Source organism: Agromyces sp. CF514, assembly GCF_900113185.1.
GTDB lineage: Bacteria > Actinomycetota > Actinomycetes > Actinomycetales > Microbacteriaceae > Agromyces.
Genome location: NZ_FOZD01000001.1, coordinates 1,805,203 through 1,826,932, shown reverse-complemented (window position 1 = coordinate 1,826,932; position 21,730 = coordinate 1,805,203). Strand labels below are relative to the sequence as shown.

Genomic DNA, 21,730 nt, shown 5'->3' with positions numbered 1-21,730 from the left:
TCATTCTCCTCGTTGGTATCCGGGGCGTTGCGGGACGGTGCGCCAGAGCGGCGACGCGATCTCGGTCAGGGGCGGTGCCGGGGAATGCTTCCACGTGCCGCCGGCGACGTAGTTGATCATGACGTTGAGCACGGCCGCGATCGGCACTGCGAAGAACGCCCCGGCGATGCCGGCGAGGAACGATCCGGCGGCCACGGCGAGCACGACTCCGAGCGGGTGCACCTTCACGGCGGTGCCCATGATGAGCGGCTGGAGCACGTGACCCTCGAGCTGCTGCACGAGCAGCACGACGCCGAGCATGGCGACCGCGGGCCACAGGCCGTTGTAGACGAGCGCGACGAACACGGCGAGCGCGCCGGTCGCCACGGCACCGACGATGGGCACGAACGAGCCGAGGAACACGAGGATGGCGATCGGGACCGCGAGGGGCACGCCCAGCAGGAACGCGCCGAGGCCGATGCCCACCGCGTCGATCGTGGCGACGAGGATCTGCACCTTCACGAAGTTCTGCAGCGTGAGCCAACCGGCCGCACCGGCGCCGTCGACCGCCGCCCGGGCGCGCCGGGGGAAGATGCGCACCACCCACCCCCAGATCCCGCGCCCGTCGATCAGGATGAACAGCGTCGCGAACAGCGCGAGCAGCATGCCCGCGAGGAAGTGCCCGACCGTGGTGCCGACCGAGAGCGCGCCGCTCACGAGCACCCCGCTGCCGCTCTGCACGGCCTCGACGGCCTGGTTCACGAAGTCGTTGAGCTGCGCCTCGGTGAGATGCAGTGGCCCGCTCTCGAGCCAGTCGCGGAACTCGTTCCACGCGATCACCGATTGCGCGGCGAGTTCGTCGGAGCCGCGCACGATCTGCCAGATGCCGAGCGTGAGCAGGCCGCCCACGACGGCGAGCGCGCTCAGCATCGCGGTGGTGATGGAGAGCCACTTGGGCCACCGGTGACGCTGGAGCAGGCTCGAGAACGGCACGAGCAGCGCCGAGAGGATCACCGCGACGAGCAGCGGGATGACGATGAGCCGCAACTGGATGACCAGGAAGATCACGACCGCGACGACGCCGCCGACCAGCAGCAGGCGCCACGACCATGCCGCGGCGAGCCGCATGCCGTAGGGGATGGCTGCGCTCACGTCGGGCGTGGATTCGCCTGCCGTTCCGGGCGCAGCGGGAGTCGATGCCTCGGGCTGTTCGGGCGCGCGGCCGACCGTGCGTCTCCTGCCGACGAACCTGCCCCGACCCTGGCCCATCGCTCCAGTCTAGGCGCGGGGCATGCGCGGGACGGCATGTGCGGTGTCGGCGGCCGCGGGTAGGGTGCGAACACCATGGTCGAACGTGTCAGTCCTCCTCTCGCCCGTCGCATCGCGCTCGCCGCGCAGGGTTTCGGTCGCGCGACGTCTCCCCAACCGGGGCTCCGTCAGGTCGGCGGCGTGCTCGACCGCCTGGGGCTCCTGCAGATCGACTCGGTCAACGTGTTCGAGCGCAGCCACTACCTGCCGGTGTTCAGCCGGCTCGGCTCCTACGACAAGGCGCTGCTCGACCGGGTGACCACCGGCAGGCGAGGCCGCACCCTCGAGTACTGGGCGCACGAGGCCGCGTTCGTTCCGCGCGAGCTGTGGCCGCTGTTCGAGTTCCGGCGCGAGGAGTACCGCAGGCACGGCGAGGCGTGGGGCGGATGGCTCGTCGAGAACCGCCAGCTCGCCGACTGGCTGAAGGCCGAGCTCGCGGCCAACGGCCCGATGCGCGCGAGCGAGATCGAGCACGACGCGAATCAGCGGCGTGGCCCCTGGTGGGGCTGGTCCACGGTCAAGCGCACGCTCGAGTGGATGTTCCGCGTCGGCGAGGTCGTGTGCGTCGAACGGCGACGGTTCGAACGCGTCTACGCGCTGCCCGAGCAGGCGCTCGCGTCGGAGCTGCTCGCTCCCCCGCCCACCGAGGCCGACGCGATCCGCGTGCTGGTCGAGCGCGCGGCCTCCGCCCTGGGCATCGCGACCGAGGCCGACCTCGCCGACTACTGGCGCATGAAGCGCGCCCAGGTGCGCGACGCGGTCCGCGATCTCGAAGACGCGGGCGTGCTCGTGCCCGTCGAGGTTCCCGGGTGGAACGTCGGAGGTCGCCAGGCGCCCGCCTGGGTGCACCGCGACGCCCGGCGACCCCGACGCATCGACACCGCGACCCTGCTCTCGCCGTTCGACCCGGTCGTGTGGTTCAGGCCCCGGGCCGAGCGCATGTTCGACTTCCACTACCGCATCGAGATCTACACGCCCGAGCCGCAGCGGGTGTTCGGCTACTACTCGCTGCCGGTGCTCATCGACGACGACGTCGTGGGCCGCGTCGATCTCAAGAACGACCGCAAGAACGGGGTGCTCCGCGTGCAGTCGGCGTGGAGCGAGGCCACGGCGCCCGCAGACACGGCGGCCCGGCTCGCCCCGGCCCTGCGGCGGGCCGCGGACTGGCAGGGGCTCGGCGAGATCGTCGTCGCCGATCGCGGCAACCTCGCCCATGCGCTCCGACCCGAGCTCGCGGCATCCGCCTGACGCGTCGATTCGTCGGGCCGGGAGGCCTCGCGTGCGGAGTGCGAGCGAGCGGAACCGCTAGAACGAGCCGCCCATGCTCTCGAGGCGCTTGACGCGTTCCTCGATCGGCGGGTGCGTGGCGAAGAGCCGGCTGAGTGCGCCGGGCTTCAGCGGGTCGGCGATCCAGAGGTGGGCCATCGACGAGTTCTGGCGCTTCATGGGTCGGCCGTACTGCTCGAGCTTCTCCAGTGCACTGGCGAGGGCATCGGGATGCCGCGTGGTCATGGCACCGGTCGCGTCTGCGAGGTATTCGCGCTGGCGTGACACCGCGAGCTGCACGAGGCTCGCCACGAGCGGCGCGATGAGCATGGCGACGAGGCCGACGACCATCATGATCGGGTTGCCGTTGTTGTTGTTGCGGCCGAAGAAGGCCATGCGCACGAACATGTCCGAGATGAAGCCCACCGCGACGACGAGGCCGAACACGATCATCGACAGCCGGATGTCGTAGTTGCGCACGTGCCCGAGTTCATGCGCCATGACGCCCTCGAGCTCGGCGTCGTCCATGATCTCGAGCAGGCCCGTGGTCGCGGCGACGACCGCATGCTCGGGGTCACGCCCGGTCGCGAAGGCGTTCGGCGCCGGATCGGAGACGACGAACACGCGCGGCATCGGCGTGCCGGTCGCGATCGAGAGGTTCTCGACCGTGCGCCAGAGGCGCGGATGGTCGGCCCTGCCCTGCAGCTCGACGGCCCCGGACATCGCGAGCGCCTGACGGTCGGCCGTGAAGTACTGGAACGCCGCGTACGCCGTCGCGATGGCCACCGTGACGATGACGATCGTGACGTCGCCGTAGACGGCCGCGGCGAGCCAGCCCAGCCCGCCGACGACGGCGAGGAAGAACAGGATGATGAAGACCGTGTTGCGCTTGTTCTTGGCGATCGCCCGGTACAACGCCGACCCTTAGAACTGGACGCGCGGCGGCTCGGCGATGGCCGCCGGCTCGGTGACCTCGAAGAAGTCGCGCTCGTTGAATCCGAGGCCGCGTACGAACAGCGTGTTCGGGAACACCTTGATCTTCGTGTTCAGCTCGCGCACGCCGCCGTTGTAGAACCGACGCGAGGCCTGGATCTTGTCTTCGGTGTCGACCAGCTCGGACTGGAGCTGGAGGAAGTTCTGGCTGGCCTGCAGCTGCGGGTACGCCTCGGCGACCGCGAAGATCGACTTCAGGGCCTGCTGCATGTGGTTCTCGGCGGCGGATGCGTCGGCCGGCCCCTGAGCCTGCAGGGTCTCGGCACGGGCGCGCGTGACGTTCTCGAACACGGCCTTCTCGTGTGCGGCGTAGCCCTTGACCGAGTCGATGAGGTTCGGGATCAGGTCGGCGCGTCGCTTCAGCTGCACCGTGATGTCGCTCCACGCCTCGTCGACACGCACGTTCAGCGTCACGAGCGAGTTGTACGTCGCCCAGAGGTAGATGCCGATGATCAGCACGAGCGCGACGACGATGATGACGGGGATCAGCCATTCCATGGCACGGGCTCCTCAGCGATGCTGCGACGATCGCGTTGCTGCGACGATCTTGATGTCCCCCGATTCTATCGATCGGCTGAGAAGACCTCCGGGGTTCCCATGAGACTCGAAGGAACCGGAGAGTGTTCTCCCGGCGAGCACGGGCGACGCGACGCCGCGGCGGCGCCGCGAAGTTGCCCCTCGACACGCGGGGTGCCGTGGGCGAAGAATCGCCACATGAGCAACAGTGCGGATGCCACGGCCGGCGCGGCCGTCATCGTCGACGACCTGCACGTGAAGCGGGGTTCGACCGCGGTGCTCGAGGGGCTCTCGCTCGCCGTGCCGGCCGGAGCGATCGTGGGCCTGCTCGGACCGAGCGGGAGCGGCAAGACGACGCTCATGCGTTCCATCGTGGGCGTGCAGGTCGTGCAGTCCGGCTCGATCGAGGTGCTCGGGCTTCCGGCGGGCACCGCACCGCTGCGCACGCGCGTCGCCTACGTGACGCAGCAGGCGAGCGTCTACGACGACCTCACGGTGCGCCAGAACCTGGTCTACTTCCGCCGTGTGCTCGGAGCACCGGCATCCGATGTCGACCGGGTCATCGAGCGCACCGACCTCGGCACGGTCGCCGATCGGCTCGTCGGGTCGCTCTCGGGCGGACAGCGCGGTCGGGTCTCGCTCGCGGCGGCGCTGCTCGGCGAGCCCGAACTGCTCGTGCTCGACGAGCCGACGGTCGGCCTCGATCCGGTGCTCCGCGTGCAGCTGTGGGACCTGTTCCGCAGCCTGGCCGACGACGGACGCACGCTGCTCGTGTCGAGCCACGTCATGGACGAGGCCAAGCGCTGCGACCGGCTGCTGCTCATGCGCGACGGCGAACTGCTCGCCGACGACACGGTCGAGGGCCTGCTCGCCTTCACGGGAACCGACGACGTCGAGACGGCGTTCCTCCGGCTCATCGAGCGCGGCGCCCCCGACCTCGCGCCGCGAGCGCCCGATCGTCCGGGGCCGCGGCATGCGGCGGAGGGGCCCGACGAGGCGCCCGAGCCCGGTTCGGAGGCGACCCGATGAACGCCACCCGGACGTTCGCCACCGCCGGGCGGGTGCTCGAGCAGATCCGCCACGACCCGCGCACGATCGGCCTGCTGCTCATCGTGCCGAGCCTGCTGATCGGGCTGGTCGCGTGGATCTTCAGCGACACCGACGTCTTCGACGACATCGGTCCCGCGATGATCGCCCTGTTCCCGTTCATCGTGATGTTCCTCGTCACGAGCATCGCGACGCTCCGCGAACGCCGCAGCGGCACCCTCGAGCGCCTGCTCTCGATGCCCATGGGCCGGGGCGACTTCCTGCTCGGCTACGCGCTCGCGTTCGGCCTGCTCGCGGTCGCGCAGACCGCCATCGCGGTGTCGTTCGCGGTGTGGGTGTGCGGGCTCGACATCACGGGTTCGATCTGGCTGCTCTTCGCGGTCGCGGTCGCGGACGCCGTGCTCGGCACCGCGCTCGGGTTGCTCGCGAGCGCGTTCGCACGCACCGAGTTCCAGGTCGTGCAGTTCATGCCCCTGCTCGTGCTGCCGCAGATCCTGCTCTGCGGCATCTTCATCCCGCGCGATCAGCTGCCGGACGTGCTCGAGGCGATCGCCGAATGGCTGCCGCTCAGCTTCGCCATCGACGCCCTGCAGGCCGTCGCAGCCGACTCCGAGAGTGCCGAGTGGATCCTGGCGAAGGTGCTCGTCATCGTCGCGTGGATCGTCGGCTGCATCGTGCTCGGCTCGATCACGCTGCGTCGACGGACGCCCTGACGCCGAGCACGCGGTCCAGGTAGGCGTTCCGGAAGACGCCGTCGGGGTCGAACTCGTCTCGCACCGCGAGGAAGTCGTCGAACCGGGGGTACTTCTCGCGAAGCGCGGCATCCGTCTGCGTGTGCATCTTTCCCCAGTGCGGCCGGCCGTCGTGCGCGTGCATGATCGCCTCGACCGCGGTGAAGTACTCGGTCGGGTCCTCGCGGAAGTACCGGTGCACGGCGATGTACCCGGTGTCGCGGCCGTGCGCGGTCGAGAGCCAGTTCTCGTCGGATGCCGCGGCGCGCACCTCGAGCGGGAAGCTCACCCGCCATCCCTTCCGCTCGATGAGCGAACGCACCTCGCCGAACGCCGAGGGCACCGCCTCGAGCGGGATCGCGTACTCCATCTCGCGGAACCGGACGGTGCGGTTCGTGGTGAACACCTTCGGCGAGACGTCGCTGAAGTCGCGGTCGCCGCTGAAGCGGTCGACCTGGCGGGCGAAGAACGGCGTGGTCGCGGGCGCGACGCGGCCGAGGGCGCAGATGCCGCGGTAGAGGCCGTTGGCGAGCAGTTCGTCGTCGACCCAGCGCGAGACGCGTCCGAGCGGATCGCGTGGCGCGTCACCCGGCAGCCGCGTGTTGGTCTTGGTCTGCGCGGTGCCCGTGTGCGGGAACCAGTAGAACTCGAAGTGGTCGGCGGAGGCGACTCTCTCGGTCCACTGCCCGAGCACGGCGTCGAGCGGTTCGATGCGCTCCTCGGCGTGCAGCACGAACGCCGGCACGAGCTGGAGCGTCACCTCGACGAGCACGCCGAGCGCGCCGAGGCCGACGCGCACCGCGGGCAGGAGCTCGGGGCGGCTCGTCTCGCTGATCTCGACGGGTTCGCCCGTGCCGGTGACGAGCTTGGCCGCGACGATCTGCGTGGCGAGGCCTCCGAAGCCGAGGCCCGTGCCGTGCGTTCCCGTGGAGGTCGCGCCGGCGATCGTCTGCCGGTCGATGTCGCCCATGTTCTGGAGTGCGAGCCCGTACGGGGCGAGCAGGCGCGGCAGGTCGTACAGGCGCGTGCCCGCTCCGAGCGTGACGCGGCCCGTCGCGGGGTCGGCGGCGATGACGCCCGAGACGTCGCCGAGGTCGAGCTGCACGCCGGGGGCGACGGCGATGCCGGTGAAGCTGTGGCCCGCGCCGACGGGCTTGATGCGCAGTCCGGATGCCGCAGCCGCCGCGACGGCCCGCTGCACCGCTCCGGGCGAGTCGGGGCGCTCGACCCGCACGGGTCGCACCTGCTCCGTACGCCCCCAGTTGCGCCACGTGGCTCCGGTCGCGGTCACAGGAACACCTTGCCTTCACCGCGGTAGGTGGGCAGCACATCGACGATGCGGTCGTCGTCGACGAGCTGGAACTCGTTCAGGTGCTCCGAGAGCTCGCCCGACTTGGTGTGGCGGAACCAGACCCGGTCGCCGGGGCGCAGCTGACGCGCTGCGGCGCCCGTGACGGGCGTCTGCACCTCGCCGGCCGCCTCGCGGGGCATCATCTCGAGCCCCTCGGGCCAGACGATGCGCGGCAGGCGATCGGGTGCGGGCGGGCCGGAGGCGATCCATCCGCCGCCGAGGATCGTGGCGTGCCGTGGGCTCGGCCGACGCACGACGTCCATGGCGAAGGCGGCTGCGGGCGCCGGCGTGAAGTGCGCGTACCCGTCGAACAGGTGACCGCCGAACAGGCCGGACCCGGCCGCGATCTCGGTCACCGACCCGTCGGCCGACGTCGCCTCGAGCGAACCCGTGCCACCGCCGTTGACAAACTCGAGGTCGGCGTGCTCGCGCACGGCTGCCACGGCGCGCGTGCGGCGCTCGACGAGCTCGGGCATCGAGCGCGACTGCATCCAGCGGTTCACCGCACCGTCGACGGGCTTGCCGGCCGGCTGGTTCGTGACGCCCGCGATCTGCGCCTCGTAGCCCATCATGCCGACGAGCCGGAAGCCGGGCCTGGTGACGATGTACGCCGCGAGGGCGCCGGCGTCCGCCGGGTCGTGCACGGGCGAGCGGCGCACGCCGAGATGGCCGAGCACGGGCGCGTTCCACGAGGCGTCGAGCTCGAGCGCGATGCGGATCGGCTCGCGTTCGGCAGGCGCGATCACGGCGTCGATGAGGTCGAGCTGCGCGATCGAGTCGACCATGAGCGTGATGCGGGCCGCGAGTGCCGGGTCGGTCGCGAGGCGACGGATGCTGCCGCGTTCCGCGGTCGGGTAGCCCACGACGATGTCGTCGATCGTGTCGGCCAGCCAGATCGCCTCGGCGAGGGTGTAGGCGAGCACGCCGTGATAGCCGGGCATTCGCAGGAGCGCCTCGATCACGCTCCGCACGCGGATGGACTTGGAGGCCACCCGGATCGGTTTGCCGTGCGCCCGCTGCAGCATGTCGGCCGCGTTGTGGCGCAGGGCACCGAGGTGCAGCGCGCCGACGGGCGCGTCGAGGTGGGCGGTGGCCGCCGAGAGCCCCGGCCAGTAGCGCGACGGGGTCGCCCACGGCGAGGCATCCGTCGCCGTCGGCGCCGCTTCGAAGAGTGAGAGGTCGATCATCAGCGCACGCTCCGAACACGTGAGACCGCGACGGCGCCCGCGAAGGCGAACAGCGCGCTCAAGACGAAGACCGGCACGAACGAACCGGTCAGCACCACGGCGCCCGCGCCGATCAGCGGTGCGATGGCCTGCGGCACCGCGGTCGCGATGTTCATGATGCCGAGGTCCTTTCCGCGCGACGCGGCATCGGGCAGCACCTGCGTCGCGAGCGCCTGGTCGACCGAGAGGAAGCAGCCGTAGCCGAGGCCGAGGATGCCGGCCGCGACCACCGCGACCGTGAAGTCGGGCACGAGCGCGAGCAGCAGCGCCGCGATCGCCTGCAGGGCGGATGCCACGAACACGAACGACTTGCGGCGTCCGAGCCTGTCGGAGAGCCGCCCGCCGAACAGCGACGCCGCGATGACGAACACCATGTAGACGAGCGTGAGCAGGATGAGGTCGTCTTCGGCGTTCTCGTCGCCGAGGCCGAACATGAGGAAGTACAACAGCAGGCTCGTGCCGAGCGCGTTGCCGACCGAGACGAGCACGCGGCTGAGCAGGGTCCAGCCGAAGTCGGGGTGCTTGCGCGGGCTGATCCAGAGGCTCGCGATGACGCCCTTGGCCGTGACCCGCGTGCGCTCGGCCGCGGCGAGCGGCTGGTCGTGGCGCAGCAGGAACGGCACCGCCAGCACGAGCATCACCGCACCGAGCACGAGGTAGCCGAGCGCGCGGTCGGTGACGAGCTCGGTCACGAGCAGCAGCCCCGCGATGATACCGACCGCCTGGGGCGCCGACATCCAGCCGGACACGAATCCTCGCTGGCCGACCGGCACCTGGTCGGAGATCGTCGCCGTGAGCGCCGCGGTCATGATGCAGAAGCCGACGGAAGCGCCGACCCACGAGGCGCCGATCGCCCAGATCTCGGTCTGCAGGCCTAGCACGGCGAGCGAGACGGCGAACACGACGCCGCCGATGACGATCCACGGGCGACGGCGACCGAACCGAGAGGTCGTGCGGTCTGATGCGGCTCCCGTGAGCGGGTAGGCGATGATCGTCGCCACGGCCGCGATGCCCGAGATGATGCCGAACGCGAGGACGCTGTCGACCCAGTCCTCGGGGTGGAGGGTCTCGTCGATCTGCGCGGGCAGGAGCAGCTGCACGGGCGTGAGCTGCGCCATCCAGATGCCGAACCAGAGCGCGGCGAACGACGCGATCCAGCCGGCGGGAACGCGCCGGGTGGGTTCGTCGAGCGCCGCGGGCGTCGTGAGGTCGAGGCTCGTCATCGGGGTTCGGCCATTCTCGAGAGGGCGTCGGCGGCCGCGTGCGCGACCGCCAGTGCTGCGTCGTCGTCGCGATCGACGAGCCAGGTCACCGTCAGTCCGTCGGTGAAGGCGACGAGCGTGCGCGCGACGCGCGCGATCGGCACGGTCCACACGCTGTCGGAGTGCTCGGCCGCGAGCTCGAGGGACTGCTCGGCGAGTTCGACGTAGCGGGCGTACTGGGCGCGCGCGAGCGGATGCCGCTCGGGCGAGCGCAGCGCGTAGTGCGTGAGCTCGAGCATCGCCTGCTCGTGCTCGGGGTCGGCCCTGAGGTGTTCGAAGTAGCGCACGATGCCCGCCTCGAGCACGTCGACGAGCGTGCCGCCTGCGAAGTCCTCGGGCATGACCGCGCCGCGGGTGCGATCGATGACGGTCGTGATGAGCTCGTCGATGAGCTCGTCGCGCGAGTCGAACGCGTAGTGGAAGCTCGCGAGGCTCATGCCGGCCTCTGCGACGATGGCCCGGGTCGTGGCCTGCGCGATGCCGTTCCTCGACACGACGCGAAGGGCCGCCTCGATGAGCGCGACGCGACGCTCGGGCGCGGGAATGCGGGTCACTCGGGCTCCTTCACGACGACGCTGCCGAAGTCCGGGTCGCCCCGGACGAACTGGGACGATCGTCCCAGTTGCAACAGTATGCACCAGAAACCCGGGTTCGCGAACGCCCGTCGGCGAATCCGTCGACCGGCTTCGCTCATCCGCGCAGTCCGACGCGCGCACGGAGGGAATCGGTCGAGCACTACGCTCGCAGCATGCGCCTCGGAGTCCTCGACGTCGGATCGAACACCGTCCACCTGCTCGTCGTCGATGCGCACCCCGGCGCGCGCCCGATCCCGGCGGCCTCGCACCGCTCGGTGCTGCGCGTCATGCGCTACCTCGAACCCGACGGCTCGATCGGCGCCGACGGCGTCGAGGCCATCCTCACGGCCGTCGGCGACGCCGTCCGGGTCGCCCGCGAGTCGGGCATCGACGAACTGCTCGCGTTCGCGACCTCCGCCATCCGCGAGGCCGCCAACGGCGAGGCCGTGCTCGCGCGGGTCACCGCCGAGACCGGCGTCGAGCTGCAGGTGCTCTCGGGCGCCGACGAGGCCCGCATCACGTTCCTCGCCGTGCGTCGCTGGTACGGCTGGTCGGCCGAGCGGATCCTGCTCTTCGACATCGGCGGCGGTTCGCTCGAGATCGCGAACGGCATCGACGAGATCCCGGATGTCGCGCGCTCGCTCCCCCTCGGCGCCGGGCGCTCGACCATCGCGTTCCTCCCCGACGACCCGCCCACGCCCGAACAGGTGCAGCGCCTGCGGGACCACGCCGCCTCGGTGCTGCGGCCCGCGCTCGAGGAGTTCGCCCGGCTGCCGAAGCCCTCGCACGTCGTCGGCTCGTCGAAGACCATCCGCTCGCTCGCACGCCTGGCCGGCTGGACCGAGGAGGGCGTCGGCCCCGACGAGCGCAGCATCCTGCGCCGCAAGGGACTCGACGACTGGATTCCCCGCCTGGCACGCATCCCCGCGGACGCACGGCCCGCGCTGCCCGGCATCACGGCCGACCGCACGTTCCAGATCGTCGCGGGCGCCGTCGTGCTCTCCGAGGCGATGCGGGCGTTCGGCGTGAACGAGCTCGAGGTCTCGCCGTGGGCGCTCCGTGAGGGGCTCATCCTGCGGCGCCTCGACCGCATGGCCTGAACGCGTCGGTGACGGATGCCGCGGCAACCGTCACCAGAGCCGGCAGGGCCCGCCCGCGGCATCCGTCGTCCGTTCGCGGATGCCGCTGGTTCGGTCACCAGGTGCCGACGTACTCCGAGACCGGCAGCACCGCGCTGCGCACGACGGGCAGGCCCCGGTCGATCGCCTGGTCGATGCGCGCGCGCAGGTCGGCCGAGTCGACCTGGTAGTCGACGAAGTCGGTGTCGCTCGCGTAGACGCCGATCGGCAGCGTGAGCGCCTGGAAGAACGAGAACAACGGACGGAACTGGTGCTCGAGGATGAGCGAGTGACGATCGCTGCCGCCCGTCGCCGCGAGCAGCACGGGCTTGTCGATGAGCGCGTACTGCCCGACGAAGTCGAACACGTGCTTGAACAGCCCCGTGAACGATGCCCGGTAGACCGGGCTCGCGACGATGAGCAGCGTCGCCGACTCGATGCGGCGCAGCGCCTCCTCGGCGGCAGGCGGCAGCGCGTCTCGGCTGAGCACGCCCGCGAACTCGGGCCCGATCTCGGACAGTTCGATGAGGTGCGTCTCGATCTCGAGATCGCGGCCGCTCCCCGATCGGAGCGCGGTCGCGAACCCCTCGAGGATCTCGCGTGTGAGGACCGTGGTCTTGGACGGTGCGTGCAGGCTTCCGGAGACGGCGACGATGTTGATGCTGGGCATGGGGCGACACTAACCCCGTGTCTCCGGCACCGGAATCGGCCGTGACACCCGCAGTAAACGGGAGCAACACGCCTTCACAGTGCGTCCTCCGATGACGCGTCGGCTCGTCGCGAAGTGGTCGCGCAACGCGTGCAGATGTCTTCCCTCGACGCGATTCGCGACGATACGATCATCGCGAGCACCGCTCGGGGCTCACTGTCGAGGGGGAAGATCGGCATGAGCGAACAGTCGACCGTTGCAGGAGCCGCAGCCGCACCCGGGGGCGGTGCACCGACCGAGACCGGATGGTGGGCCCTCCCTCCCTCGGAGGTGACGGCCGAGCTCACGACGGACGATCGCACGGGCCTCGCAGCGCAGGAGGCCGCCCGCCGACTCGCCGACCTCGGTCCCAACGCACTGCAGAGCGCACCTCCCCCGAGCGTCTGGCGCATCGCGCTCAGCCAGGTGCTCGAGCTCATGACGCTCATGCTCATCGCCGTCACGATCGTGTCGCTGCTCATCGGGCAGGTCACGACCGCGATCATCGTCGCGGTGCTCGTGCTGTTCAACGTCATCACGGGCACGCAGCAGGAGGTCAAGGCCCGCCGCAGCGTCGACGCGCTCGCGAAGCTCCAGACGCCGAAGGCGAGGGTGATCCGCGACGGCACCCTGGTCCAGATCGACGCGACCGGCCTCGTGACCGGCGACATCGTCGATCTCGAGTCGGGCGACCTCGTGCCCGCCGACGGCCGGATCCTCCGTTCGGCCAACCTCGAGACGCAGGAGTCCTCGCTCACCGGCGAGTCGCTGCCGATCCCCAAGGGCCCGAGCGAGAACCCCGCCGACACGGCGCTGGCAGACCGCACGTCGATGGTGTTCCAGAACACCTCGGTCACGCGCGGCACCGCGCGGGTCGTGATCGTCGAGACCGGCATGCGCACCCAGATGGGCCGCATCGCCTCACTGCTCACGCAGGTCGGAGACAAGAAGTCCCCGCTGCAGCTCGAGCTCGACTCGCTCACCAAGGTGCTCGGCATCATCGCGTGGAGCGCCGTGCTCGTCATCGTGCTCATCGGCTTCGCCCGCGGACAGAGCCTCGACGAACTGCTCTTCCTGGCGACCGCCGTCGCCATCTCCGCGATCCCGACGGGCCTGCCCGTGTTCGTGCAGAGCCTCCTCGCGTGGGGCGCCTCGAAGCTGGCGAAGGAGCGCGCGATCGTCGCCTCCCTCAACGACGTCGAGACGCTCGGCGCGACGAGCGCGATCTGCTCCGACAAGACGGGCACCCTCACGCTCAACAAGATGACGGTGCGCACGGCGTGGTTCGGCGGCAACACCTACCGGGTCACGGGCGAGGGATACTCGTTCGACGGGCGGGTGCTCGGCGCCACCGACGAGCCGCTCGACGCCCCCACGCTCGGGCTCGCGATCAGCCTGCCGAACGACGCGACGGTCTCGGCCGACGGCGAAGTCGTCGGCGACCCCACCGAGGCTGCGCTGGTCGTGCTCGGCGCCCGGCTCGGCATCGACGCCGACCAGGCACGCAGGGACTACCCGCGCCTGGCCGAGGTGCCGTTCGACTCCGACTACAAGTTCATGGCGACGCTCCAGCGCATCCCGGTCCGCGGCGAGACGCGGCTCGTGCTGCTGGTGAAGGGCGCACCCGACGTGGTGCTCGCCCGCTGCACGACGATGCTCGGCGAGTCGCGCGAGGTCGTGCCCGTGGCATCCGATTCCGCGACCGCGGAGCTCGAGCGCATGTCAGCGACCGGCCTGCGCACGCTCTCGATCGCCGCGCGCTTCCTCGACGACGCCGACGAGGCGAAGGTCGTCGCCGACCCGATGTCGTGGGTCGCCGACCTGTCGCTCATCGGCATCGTCGGCATCGTCGACCCGCTGCGACCCGAGGCGAAGACCGCGGTCGACATCGCCCACCGCGCGGGCATCGACGTGCGCATGATCACCGGCGACCACGCGGTCACCGCCGGCGCGATCGGCGCCGAACTGGGCCTCGGCGCCGGAGCCGTGAGCGGCGCCGACCTCAAGCGCATGAGCGACGAGGAGCTCTCGCAGCGGCTGCCCGACCTGCACGTCTTCGGCCGTGTCACCCCCGACGACAAGCTCCGCCTGGTCGGGCTGCTGCAGCAGGGCGGCGCCATCGTCGCGATGACGGGTGACGCCGTGAACGACGCCGCGGCGATCAAGCAGGCGAACATCGGCGTGGCCATGGGCTCGGGCTCCGAGGTGACGAAGCAGGCCGCCAAGCTCGTGCTCACCGACGACAACTTCGCGACCCTCGTGCACGCCGTCGAGCTCGGCCGCATCGTCTACTCGAAGATCACCGCCTACCTGCGGTTCCAGATGACCCAGCTGCTCAGCCTGATCATGCTGTTCCTCGCCGCGAGCGCGTTCTCGATCGCGGAGGGCGTCGCGCTGTTCCCGGCCCAGGTGCTGTTCATCAACTTCTTCGTCGCGCTGTTCGCGGTGCTCGCGATCGCCGCCGACGCCAACCCGCCCGGCATCATGGACCACCCGCCGCGCGACCCGAAGATCGGCGTCGTGAACCCGGTCTCCCTCGTGGAGTGGCTGGTCTACGGCGCGGTCATCTTCCTCATCGCGCTCGTGCCGCTGGTCTGGGGACCGGATGCCCCGAGCCCCGTCGAACCGACCGCCTCGATGACCATGGCGTACGTCGTGCTTGGCCTCGCCACCGTGCTGAGCGCGGTGCTCATGCGTCGCACGCCCGAATCGGGCCTCCTGCCGCCGATCGCGGCCGTGGCGAAGATCCTCGTCTGGCCCGTGCTGCTCATCGTGGCGTCGACCGAGATCCCGTTCCTGCAGCGCATGCTCGGCACCGTGTCGCTCACCGGCTGGCAGTGGCTCGGCTGCATCGGGCTGACCCTGATCCTGCTGGTCGTCGTCGAGGGCGACAAGTGGATCCGGCGGCGCCGCGCCGCGGCTCGCAACGCCTGAGCCGTCGGGTGCGGGGCTGGCGAGTGCGGCCCGCACGGCCGGCTGGCCGGGCTCACTGATCGAGCGGTGCTCCCGCTGGGATTCGAACCCAGACTGAGGCGAGTTTAAGTCGCCTGCCTCTGCCGATTGGGCTACGGGAGCGCGGCGCCGCCCGAAGGCGACGCCGCGTCAAACCTACTTCGCTTCGAAGCTCACTTCGAGGCTGCGGCCTCGGCCTTGGGCTTCGCCGCGGCCTTCGCCTTCGGCGCGGCCTTCGCCTCGACCTTGGGCGCGGCCTTCGTCTCGACCGGAGCAGCTGCGACCGCGGGACGCGGGCGAGCCGCGAACGCCTCGAACTGCGCGCGGGGCTGCTGCACGGCGCTCAGCGAGACGAGGTCGCGACCGAGCCAGAAGTTGTTCCACCAACCCCAGAACACGCGGAACTTGCGCTCCCAGCTCGGCATGGCGAGACCGTGGTAGCCGCGGTGCGCGAACCAGGCGATGAGGCCCTTGAGGGCGATCTTGCCCGACTGGAACACGCCCGAGCCGAGGCCGAGGCCGGCGACCGCACCGAGGTTCTTGTGGAAGTACTGCTTGGGCTCCTCGCCGCGCAGGACCGCGACGATGTTCTTCGCGAGCAGCTTGCCCTGACGCACCGCGTGCTGGGCGTTCGGCACGCAGTAGCCTCCGACGCCGCCGCCCGTGAGGTCGGGGACCGCCGAGATGTCGCCGGCCGCCCAGGCGTCGGCCACGATGTCGTCGTCGTCGCCCACGCGGAGGTCGGCACGGGTCTTGATGCGGCCGCGCTCCTCGACGGGGAGGTCGCTCGTACGCACGATCGCCGGGTTCGCCATGACGCCCGCGGTCCAGACGATGAGGTCGGACTCGAAGCTCTCGCCGGTGGAGAGCTCGATGACGCCGTCGACCGCGCTCTGCAGCTGCGTGTCGAGGTGGATCTCGGCACCGCGCTGCGCGAGGTGCTTGATGACCCAGTGGCTGGTCTCGAGCGAGACCTCGGGCATGATGCGCCCCATGGCCTCGATGAGGTGGAAGTGGGTGTCGTCGAACGAGAGCTGCGGGTAGAACTCGAGCAGCGAGCTCGCGAACGAACGCAGCTCGGCGAAGACCTCGATGCCGGCGAAGCCGCCGCCGACCACGACGAACGTGAGCAGGCGGTCGCGCTCGGGACCGGCGGGGAGGTTCGACGCCTTGTCGAAGTTCGTGAGCACGCGGTCGCGGATGGCGACGGCCTCTTCGATGGTCTTCAGGCCGATCGCGTTGTCGGCGATGCCCGGGATCGGGAACGTACGCGAGACCGCGCCGCCCGTGACGACGACGATGTCGTAGTCGAACTGCCACGGTTCACCGACCTCGGGGGTGATGGTCGCGGTCTTGGACGCGTGGTCGATGCCGGTCACCTTCGCGGTGACGACGTTCGTCTTCTTGAGGTGACGACGCTGGGCGACGACGGCGTGGCGCGGCTCGATCGAGCCTGCGGCGACCTCGGGAAGGAACGGCTGGTACGTCATGTACGGCAGCGGGTCGACGATCGTGACCTCGGCCTCGCCGGCGCGCAGCCACTTCTCGAGCTTCCACGCCGTGTAGAACCCCGCATAGCCACCGCCGACGATGAGAATCTTGGGCACGGTGAATGGACTCCTCAGTTTCTGATGCTTGCGATCACGGCTCGCGTACGCGAGCGGCCCGCCTGGTATGCCGAGCGGCACCGATGCCCAACAGCGCTGCTAGCGTACCAAACCCGGCGACCAGTGAGAGCGGCAGGGTGATGTAGGCCAGCGTCCACGGGGTCGGCAGCAGCGTCTGCGTCTCGACATCGACGGGTGGAGGCGGATCGGCGATCGGCACGATCTCCTGCGCTTCCGGCGCATCCGTGTCGACCGGGGTGTCGGCTCGACGGTGCAGCGTGATCCACGCCGCCATGCTGCCGAGCGGGTTCTCGGCGATCGGTTCGACCTGCGCGGTCAGCGCCGGGACCGGGTCGATGATGCCGAACCCGTAGAGCGGGCTCGGCACGTCGTGACCGTGCGGGTCCGCCGTCTTGATGAGCCGTTCGATCACGTTCGCGGCATCGAGGTCGGGATACTCGGCGCGGATCAGTGCGACGAGCCCCGAGACCAGCGGAGCGGCGCCGCTCGTCCCGTCCCACACGGCGTACTGCCCGTCGGGCAGCACCCCGACGAGGTCTTCGCTCGGGGCGGCGACGGCGAGCGTGATGCCCTGCGAACTCGCGTCGAAGCTCGCGTTCTTGTCCTTGTCGACCCCGGCCACCGCGACCACGCCGGGGATCGTCGCCGGTGCGCCGACCTCGCTCGTGCCGCTGCCGCGGTTGCCGGCTGCGGCGACGACGACCACGTCGTGCTCGAACGCGTACATGAACGCGTCGTCCCAGCTCTCGGGCCAGTCGCGGGTGTTGCGGGTCAGGGACATGTTGATGACGTCGGCGCCGTTGTCGACCGCCCAGTGCACGGCCTCGGCGATCTGGTCGTCATTGGACTGGGTCGCCCCCGTCTCGACGCCGAACGCGACGGAGACCGCCAGCAGGTCGGCCTCGGGCGCGACGCCGATGACGCCGTTGCCGGCCCCGGTTCCGCGTCCGGCGAGGAGCGACGCCACCATCGTGCCGTGATCGGGGTTGTCGCCGACCGGGGTCTGGCCGTCGGGCGTGCCGATGCCCGAGACATCCGTGCCGCCCTTGACGACCCCTCGGAGCTCGGCGACGTTGCCGTTCACCCCGGTGTCGATGACGGCGACCGTCACGCCCTTGCCCTTGGTGGTGTTCCACGCGGTCGTGAAGCCGTAGTCGGCGAGCCAGTACTGGTAGTCGCGCACGGTGTCGGCCTGCGCGGGGGCGGCCCCGACGAGCGCCACGACGACGCCCACCGCGACGGCTGCCGCGAGCCGGCCGATCGTGCGCGACCCGGTCACGCCGACTCGCGCCCGCTCGTGCCCGCGTCGGCGCCGGCGCTCGCGCCCGTGTCGGCGCCCGTGCCCGTCTCGAGGTCGTCGACGCCGTAGTCGGGGCACTGGCACACGTCTGGCGACCACGTCGAGCGCTCGAGTGCGAGGTCGCCGATCGGGTTCGCCCCGGCCCCTGCGGAGAGCGTGTGGGCGACGACCGCGTGCAGGCACTTCACGCGGGTCGGCATGCCGCCCGCGGAGATCCCGGCGAGTTCGGGCACGATGCCGAACGACTCGCGGTCGGCCAGGTAGTCGAGGTGCGCCTGCGCGTACCCCGCAGCGACCGTCTCGTCGCTCGCGAGCAGCTCGTTGGCCTCGACCATGAGCTGGGCGGCCTCGAGGAACGACATCGCGGCCGTGGCCGCAGGGTGCGACAGGTAGTAGAACGTCGGGAACGGCGTGCCGTCGGCCAGACGCGGCGACGTCGCCACGACGGTGGGCGCCCCGCACACGCAGCGTGCGGGGATGCCGACGACGTTGCGCGCCTCACGGCCGAGCTGGGCGGACACGATGCGGATGTCCCGCTCGGTCACGGGTTCGAACGGCGGCCGAGTCATCCGGCACCTCCTGCGGCGGGCGCGAGGCCCGCGGTCATCACGGACGACAGGATGGTGCGCATCCAGTCCCCCTTCGTTTCGGTGACCTCGGCCGAGACCGGGGTCTCGGCGTCGGCCCTTGCAGCCTCGGCGCGGTCGTCGATCACCAGGTAGCTCACCTCGCCGGGCATCACGTACGTCAGCCGTTCGCGCGCCTGCGTCATGATGTACGTCTCGTCGTTCCAGCGTTCACGCTCGTCGCGCAGGCGCTGCACGTCGGATTCCTGCTGGGAGACGGTGGCCTGGAGTTCGGCGATCTGCTGGCGCTGCTCGGCGAGCTGCGCGATCGTCGGTGCGAGCACCACGACCGCGAGCACCAGGACTCCCATCATGATGAGCGAGAAACCTGAGAATCGGATGCCGCCGAGCCACCCGGCTGCGCCGCGGCCCCCCGTCGCCCGGGGCGGCGCGACCTGCGGCGACGATGCACGTGAGGTCGCCGCGCTCTTGACCCTGGCGGATCGGGCGGGCTTGCCGGTGACCTCGCCTGCTCCCTTGGCCGCGCCCTTGGCGGTCGCCTTGCCTGCGGACGTGCCCGTCTGGCCCGCGGCCTTGCCCGTGGACCGCGTCGACGGCTTCGCACCCGAGGCGGCGCTCCTGGAGGACGCCGTGGGCGCCTTCGGGGAGCCGGTCGACGGCCTCGTCGGTCTCTTCGCCATCGTCCCTCCCCTCATCTGAGCCCGGACGCGAACCGGCGGGGGCGGCCATTCGGCCACCCCCGCCAGTCTGTGCAGTCGGAGCCGATCAGGCCGTGAACCGCGGGAACGCCGAGCGACCCGCGAACACGCCGGACTCGCCGAGCTCTTCTTCGATCCTCAGGAGCTGATTGTACTTGGCGACGCGCTCGCTGCGGGCGGGCGCGCCAGCCTTGATCTGACCCGCGTTCGTCGCGACCACCAGGTCGGCGATCGTGGTGTCCTCGGTCTCGCCCGAACGGTGCGAGAGCATGGCCGTGTAGCCCGAGCGCTGCGCGAGGCTCACGGCGTCGAGAGTCTCGGTGAGCGTGCCGATCTGGTTGACCTTCACGAGCAGCGAGTTCGCGACGCCGCGCTTGATGCCGTCGGCGAGGCGCTGGGGGTTGGTGACGAACAGGTCGTCGCCGACGAGCTGCACCTTCGAGCCCAGCGCGTCGGTGAGGCTCTTCCAGTTGTCCCAGTCGTCTTCGGCGAGCGCGTCTTCGATCGTGACGATCGGGAAGTCGCGGACGAGCTCCTCGTAGTAGCCGATGAGCTGGTCTGCGGACCAGTCCTTCTGGTCGAGGCGGTAGACGCCGTCGTTGAAGAACTCGGTCGCCGCGACATCCAGACCCAGCGCGATGTCCTTGCCGGGGGTGAAGCCGGCCTTCTCGATCGCCTTGACGAGGAACTCGAGGCCCTCTCGGTTGCTGGGCAGGTCGGGGGCGAAGCCGCCCTCGTCGCCGAGCCCGGTCGCGTACCCGGCGGCCTTCAGCTCGCCCCGGAGGGTGTGGTAGACCTCGGTGCCCCAACGCAGGGACTCGGAGTAGGTGTCGGCGCCGATCGGTGCGAGGAAGAACTCCTGCATGTCGATGCCGTTGTCCGCGTGCTCGCCCCCGTTGATGACGTTGAACAGCGGAACGGGCAGCACGTGCGCGTTCGGGCCGCCGAGGTAGCGGAACAGCGGCAGGTCGGCCGAGTCGGCCGCGGCCTTCGCGACGGCGAGCGAGACGCCGAGGATCGCGTTGGCGCCGAGCTTGGACTTGTTGGGCGTGCCGTCGGCCTCGATGAGGGCGGCGTCGACGAGGCGCTGGTCGCTCGCGTCGAGGTCTTCGACAGCCGGGCCGAGCACGTCGAGGACACCCTCGACGGCCTTCTGCACGCCCTTGCCGAGGTACCGGCTCTTGTCGCCGTCGCGCAGCTCGTACGCCTCGAACGCACCGGTGGACGCGCCCGAGGGCACCGCCGCCCGGGCCAGCGAGCCGTCGTCGAGCAGGACCTCGACCTCGACGGTCGGGTTGCCGCGAGAATCCAGGATCTCGCGTGCGCCTACAGCTTCGATGAATGCCACAGTGAACTCCTCTGTGATGGGTGTGTGCGTTGGACGACTCCGTCGTGATCCGCAGGCCAGTCTAGTGAGGCTCGCTCACGCATGACGTTCCACGTCGCCCGCCGCGCTGCTCGCACAGGGCCTCGAGAAGTCGCAGATGGCGACTCCAAGGGCCGCATCATCGCCATCTGAGACTTCTCGAGGGGTCAGCTGTCCCGACAGCGCAGTGCGATGACGTCTCGAACTCGCGCGATGAAGGCCGCGGGGTCGACGAACAGGTCGTGTGACGTCACCCGGATGACCGCCCATCCGGCGGCCTCGAAGTCGCGCTGACGACGGATGTCGCGCTGCCACTGCGATCGACTCGTCCGGTGCCCGTCGCCCTCGTACTCGAGAACGATTCGCCAGCGCTCCCATTTGAGGTCGGGATGCAGGACCAGTCCGGCGCGTACGGAGGTCGGATCGTTCGCGATCGGCTCGGGCAGGTGGTGCTCCACGAGCAGCAGCCGCGTGAGCGACTCGGGTCTCGACTCCGCTCCGACGCGAACGCGGAACAACGCCCAAGCGAGATTGCGTGCACCTCGCCCGCTGCCCCATATCCGCACGGCACCACGGAGATCGTCGAACGTCGCCAGCGCCGAAGCCCGATTCCGGCCTTCGCGCCGCCCGGTCACGAGGGCGTCCCCGACGGCCACGAGATCTTCCCGCCGCAGCGACGCCGCGAGCTGACACCACACGATGGCGGGTGGCACGACGGGCAGCCCGTGGACGACCCGAATCGGAACCGCCGTGCGGGTCGTATGACCGGTCACTCCTCGGGTACGCGATCGCGCCGAGCCGACTCCGGCCAGGACGTGCACGAATCGCGAAGGGCTGGGAAGGGGAAGGCCGTACAACCCCGCGGCGGTCTCGTGGCTGAAGGCATCGCCCTGTCGCAACAATGGCTCGTAGGCACGACAGCGATCGAGCACGGCCTCGAGGTCGAGCCCGACGGCGCGCACCCCGGTGAACGGACGCTGCACGTCACGTCCGCGGAGTCGGCTTCGCGTCGCCTCGTGGAAGTGCACGTCGGAGGCGAGGAACGCGGCACCCTGCAGATGCGAGGGCAGCCTGGACGCGGGAATCATGTCATCGATGCTGCTGGACCCCCGCGATTCGCGGGCAAGCTCTCCACAGCC

At 70.5% G+C, this 21,730-nt stretch carries 19 protein-coding genes and 1 tRNA gene; 5 read left to right on the top strand and 15 right to left on the bottom strand.

Annotated features, from left to right (window positions below; all coding sequences use genetic code 11):
• Entirely contained in the window at nucleotides 1-1,248 is a 1,248-nt protein-coding gene (locus tag BM342_RS08070; RefSeq protein WP_092964885.1) for an AI-2E family transporter, read from the bottom strand.
• A gap of 75 nt (nucleotides 1,249-1,323) precedes the next feature.
• Here BM342_RS08070 and BM342_RS08065 point away from each other — a divergent pair, with 75 nt between their 5' ends.
• On the top strand, nucleotides 1,324-2,535 hold the full coding sequence (locus tag BM342_RS08065; protein WP_092964884.1) for a winged helix-turn-helix domain-containing protein: 1,212 nt from the start codon (nucleotides 1,324-1,326) through the stop codon (nucleotides 2,533-2,535).
• Between the two features lie 57 nt (nucleotides 2,536-2,592).
• On the opposite strand, the gene BM342_RS08060 is transcribed toward BM342_RS08065, so the two are convergent.
• Nucleotides 2,593-3,468, bottom strand: a complete 876-nt coding sequence (locus BM342_RS08060; protein ID WP_092964883.1) for a M48 family metalloprotease — start codon at nucleotides 3,466-3,468, stop codon at nucleotides 2,593-2,595.
• Nucleotides 3,469-3,477: 9 nt separating this feature from the next.
• Nucleotides 3,478-4,044, bottom strand: coding sequence for a LemA family protein (locus BM342_RS08055; RefSeq protein WP_092964882.1), 567 nt, complete (start codon nucleotides 4,042-4,044; stop codon nucleotides 3,478-3,480).
• 216 nt (nucleotides 4,045-4,260) lie between these two features.
• On the opposite strand from BM342_RS08055, the gene BM342_RS08050 reads away from it, so the two are divergent.
• Complete coding sequence (locus BM342_RS08050; protein WP_092964881.1) at nucleotides 4,261-5,091, top strand: ABC transporter ATP-binding protein; 831 nt, start codon at nucleotides 4,261-4,263, stop codon at nucleotides 5,089-5,091.
• The gene (locus BM342_RS08045; protein ID WP_092964880.1) at nucleotides 5,088-5,822 is read left to right on the top strand and encodes an ABC transporter permease; all 735 of its coding nucleotides are present in this window, start codon (nucleotides 5,088-5,090) and stop codon (nucleotides 5,820-5,822) included. Before BM342_RS08050 ends, BM342_RS08045 begins: the two co-directional genes overlap by 4 nt.
• On the opposite strand, the gene BM342_RS08040 is transcribed toward BM342_RS08045, so the two are convergent.
• Genes BM342_RS08040 through BM342_RS08025 form a run of 4 tightly spaced genes read right to left on the bottom strand, consistent with a single transcriptional unit; the run spans nucleotide 5,797 to nucleotide 10,233 of the window.
• Complete coding sequence (locus tag BM342_RS08040; protein ID WP_092964879.1) at nucleotides 5,797-7,131, bottom strand: D-arabinono-1,4-lactone oxidase; 1,335 nt, start codon at nucleotides 7,129-7,131, stop codon at nucleotides 5,797-5,799. The two genes, BM342_RS08045 and BM342_RS08040, sit on opposite strands and share 26 nt — an antisense overlap.
• On the bottom strand, nucleotides 7,128-8,378 hold the full coding sequence (locus BM342_RS08035) for an amino acid deaminase/aldolase (RefSeq protein ID WP_092964878.1): 1,251 nt from the start codon (nucleotides 8,376-8,378) through the stop codon (nucleotides 7,128-7,130). The genes BM342_RS08040 and BM342_RS08035 overlap by 4 nt, the downstream gene beginning before the upstream one ends.
• On the bottom strand, nucleotides 8,378-9,640 hold the full coding sequence (locus BM342_RS08030) for an MFS transporter (RefSeq protein ID WP_092964877.1): 1,263 nt from the start codon (nucleotides 9,638-9,640) through the stop codon (nucleotides 8,378-8,380). Before BM342_RS08030 ends, BM342_RS08035 begins: the two co-directional genes overlap by 1 nt.
• Entirely contained in the window at nucleotides 9,637-10,233 is a 597-nt protein-coding gene (locus BM342_RS08025; RefSeq protein WP_143109791.1) for a TetR/AcrR family transcriptional regulator, read from the bottom strand. The genes BM342_RS08030 and BM342_RS08025 overlap by 4 nt, the downstream gene beginning before the upstream one ends.
• Nucleotides 10,234-10,427: 194 nt before the next feature.
• On the opposite strand from BM342_RS08025, the gene BM342_RS08020 reads away from it, so the two are divergent.
• On the top strand, nucleotides 10,428-11,354 hold the full coding sequence (locus BM342_RS08020; protein WP_092964875.1) for a Ppx/GppA phosphatase family protein: 927 nt from the start codon (nucleotides 10,428-10,430) through the stop codon (nucleotides 11,352-11,354).
• A 94-nt stretch (nucleotides 11,355-11,448) separates the two neighbouring features.
• Here the strand turns inward: BM342_RS08020 and msuE are convergent, their stop codons facing one another.
• Nucleotides 11,449-12,042 carry an FMN reductase gene (gene msuE, locus BM342_RS08015; RefSeq protein ID WP_092964874.1) on the bottom strand — a complete coding sequence of 198 codons (594 nt, stop codon included), beginning with the start codon at nucleotides 12,040-12,042 and terminating at the stop codon, nucleotides 11,449-11,451.
• A 216-nt stretch (nucleotides 12,043-12,258) separates the two neighbouring features.
• Between msuE and BM342_RS08010 the strand changes: the two genes are divergently transcribed.
• Entirely contained in the window at nucleotides 12,259-14,994 is a 2,736-nt protein-coding gene (locus BM342_RS08010; RefSeq protein ID WP_092966686.1) for a cation-translocating P-type ATPase, read from the top strand.
• A 67-nt stretch (nucleotides 14,995-15,061) separates the two neighbouring features.
• Here BM342_RS08010 and BM342_RS08005 read toward each other — a convergent pair.
• From BM342_RS08005 to BM342_RS07970, 7 genes are all read right to left on the bottom strand, one after another.
• Nucleotides 15,062-15,135 (bottom strand) — tRNA-Leu (locus tag BM342_RS08005).
• Between the two features lie 50 nt (nucleotides 15,136-15,185).
• Nucleotides 15,186-16,619 (bottom strand): NAD(P)/FAD-dependent oxidoreductase, encoded by a 1,434-nt coding sequence (locus tag BM342_RS08000; RefSeq protein ID WP_092964873.1) that lies wholly within the window; start codon nucleotides 16,617-16,619, stop codon nucleotides 15,186-15,188.
• Nucleotides 16,620-16,653: 34 nt separating this feature from the next.
• The gene (locus BM342_RS07995; RefSeq protein ID WP_092964872.1) at nucleotides 16,654-17,919 is read right to left on the bottom strand and encodes a S8 family peptidase; all 1,266 of its coding nucleotides are present in this window, start codon (nucleotides 17,917-17,919) and stop codon (nucleotides 16,654-16,656) included.
• Entirely contained in the window at nucleotides 17,916-18,509 is a 594-nt protein-coding gene (locus BM342_RS07990; RefSeq protein ID WP_092964871.1) for a DUF501 domain-containing protein, read from the bottom strand. The genes BM342_RS07995 and BM342_RS07990 overlap by 4 nt, the downstream gene beginning before the upstream one ends.
• The gene (locus BM342_RS20180) at nucleotides 18,506-19,207 is read right to left on the bottom strand and encodes an FtsB family cell division protein (RefSeq protein WP_255368608.1); all 702 of its coding nucleotides are present in this window, start codon (nucleotides 19,205-19,207) and stop codon (nucleotides 18,506-18,508) included. The genes BM342_RS07990 and BM342_RS20180 overlap by 4 nt, the downstream gene beginning before the upstream one ends.
• An 85-nt stretch (nucleotides 19,208-19,292) precedes the next feature.
• Nucleotides 19,293-20,573 (bottom strand): phosphopyruvate hydratase, encoded by a 1,281-nt coding sequence (gene eno, locus BM342_RS07975; RefSeq protein ID WP_092964868.1) that lies wholly within the window; start codon nucleotides 20,571-20,573, stop codon nucleotides 19,293-19,295.
• A 185-nt stretch (nucleotides 20,574-20,758) separates the two neighbouring features.
• Complete coding sequence (locus BM342_RS07970) at nucleotides 20,759-21,679, bottom strand: endonuclease domain-containing protein (RefSeq protein ID WP_092964867.1); 921 nt, start codon at nucleotides 21,677-21,679, stop codon at nucleotides 20,759-20,761.
• Between the last annotated feature and the right edge of the window lie 51 nt (nucleotides 21,680-21,730).

Bases quoted from the DNA above. Each gene is read 5' to 3' on its own strand.
- BM342_RS07990 (WP_092964871.1), bottom strand. From the start codon at position 18,509: ATGACTCGGCCGCCGTTCGAACCCGTGACCGAGCGGGACATCCGCATC.
- BM342_RS08055 (WP_092964882.1), bottom strand. From the start codon at position 4,044: ATGGAATGGCTGATCCCCGTCATCATCGTCGTCGCGCTCGTGCTGATC.
- msuE (WP_092964874.1), bottom strand. From the start codon at position 12,042: ATGCCCAGCATCAACATCGTCGCCGTCTCCGGAAGCCTGCACGCACCG.
- BM342_RS08070 (WP_092964885.1), bottom strand. From the start codon at position 1,248: ATGGGCCAGGGTCGGGGCAGGTTCGTCGGCAGGAGACGCACGGTCGGC.
- BM342_RS07970 (WP_092964867.1), bottom strand. From the start codon at position 21,679: ATGATTCCCGCGTCCAGGCTGCCCTCGCATCTGCAGGGTGCCGCGTTC.
- BM342_RS08045 (WP_092964880.1), top strand. From the start codon at position 5,088: ATGAACGCCACCCGGACGTTCGCCACCGCCGGGCGGGTGCTCGAGCAG.
- BM342_RS08035 (WP_092964878.1), bottom strand. From the start codon at position 8,378: ATGATCGACCTCTCACTCTTCGAAGCGGCGCCGACGGCGACGGATGCC.
- BM342_RS08010 (WP_092966686.1), top strand. From the start codon at position 12,259: ATGAGCGAACAGTCGACCGTTGCAGGAGCCGCAGCCGCACCCGGGGGC.
- BM342_RS08065 (WP_092964884.1), top strand. From the start codon at position 1,324: ATGGTCGAACGTGTCAGTCCTCCTCTCGCCCGTCGCATCGCGCTCGCC.
- BM342_RS08020 (WP_092964875.1), top strand. From the start codon at position 10,428: ATGCGCCTCGGAGTCCTCGACGTCGGATCGAACACCGTCCACCTGCTC.
- BM342_RS20180 (WP_255368608.1), bottom strand. From the start codon at position 19,207: ATGGCGAAGAGACCGACGAGGCCGTCGACCGGCTCCCCGAAGGCGCCC.
- BM342_RS08030 (WP_092964877.1), bottom strand. From the start codon at position 9,640: ATGACGAGCCTCGACCTCACGACGCCCGCGGCGCTCGACGAACCCACC.
- BM342_RS08050 (WP_092964881.1), top strand. From the start codon at position 4,261: ATGAGCAACAGTGCGGATGCCACGGCCGGCGCGGCCGTCATCGTCGAC.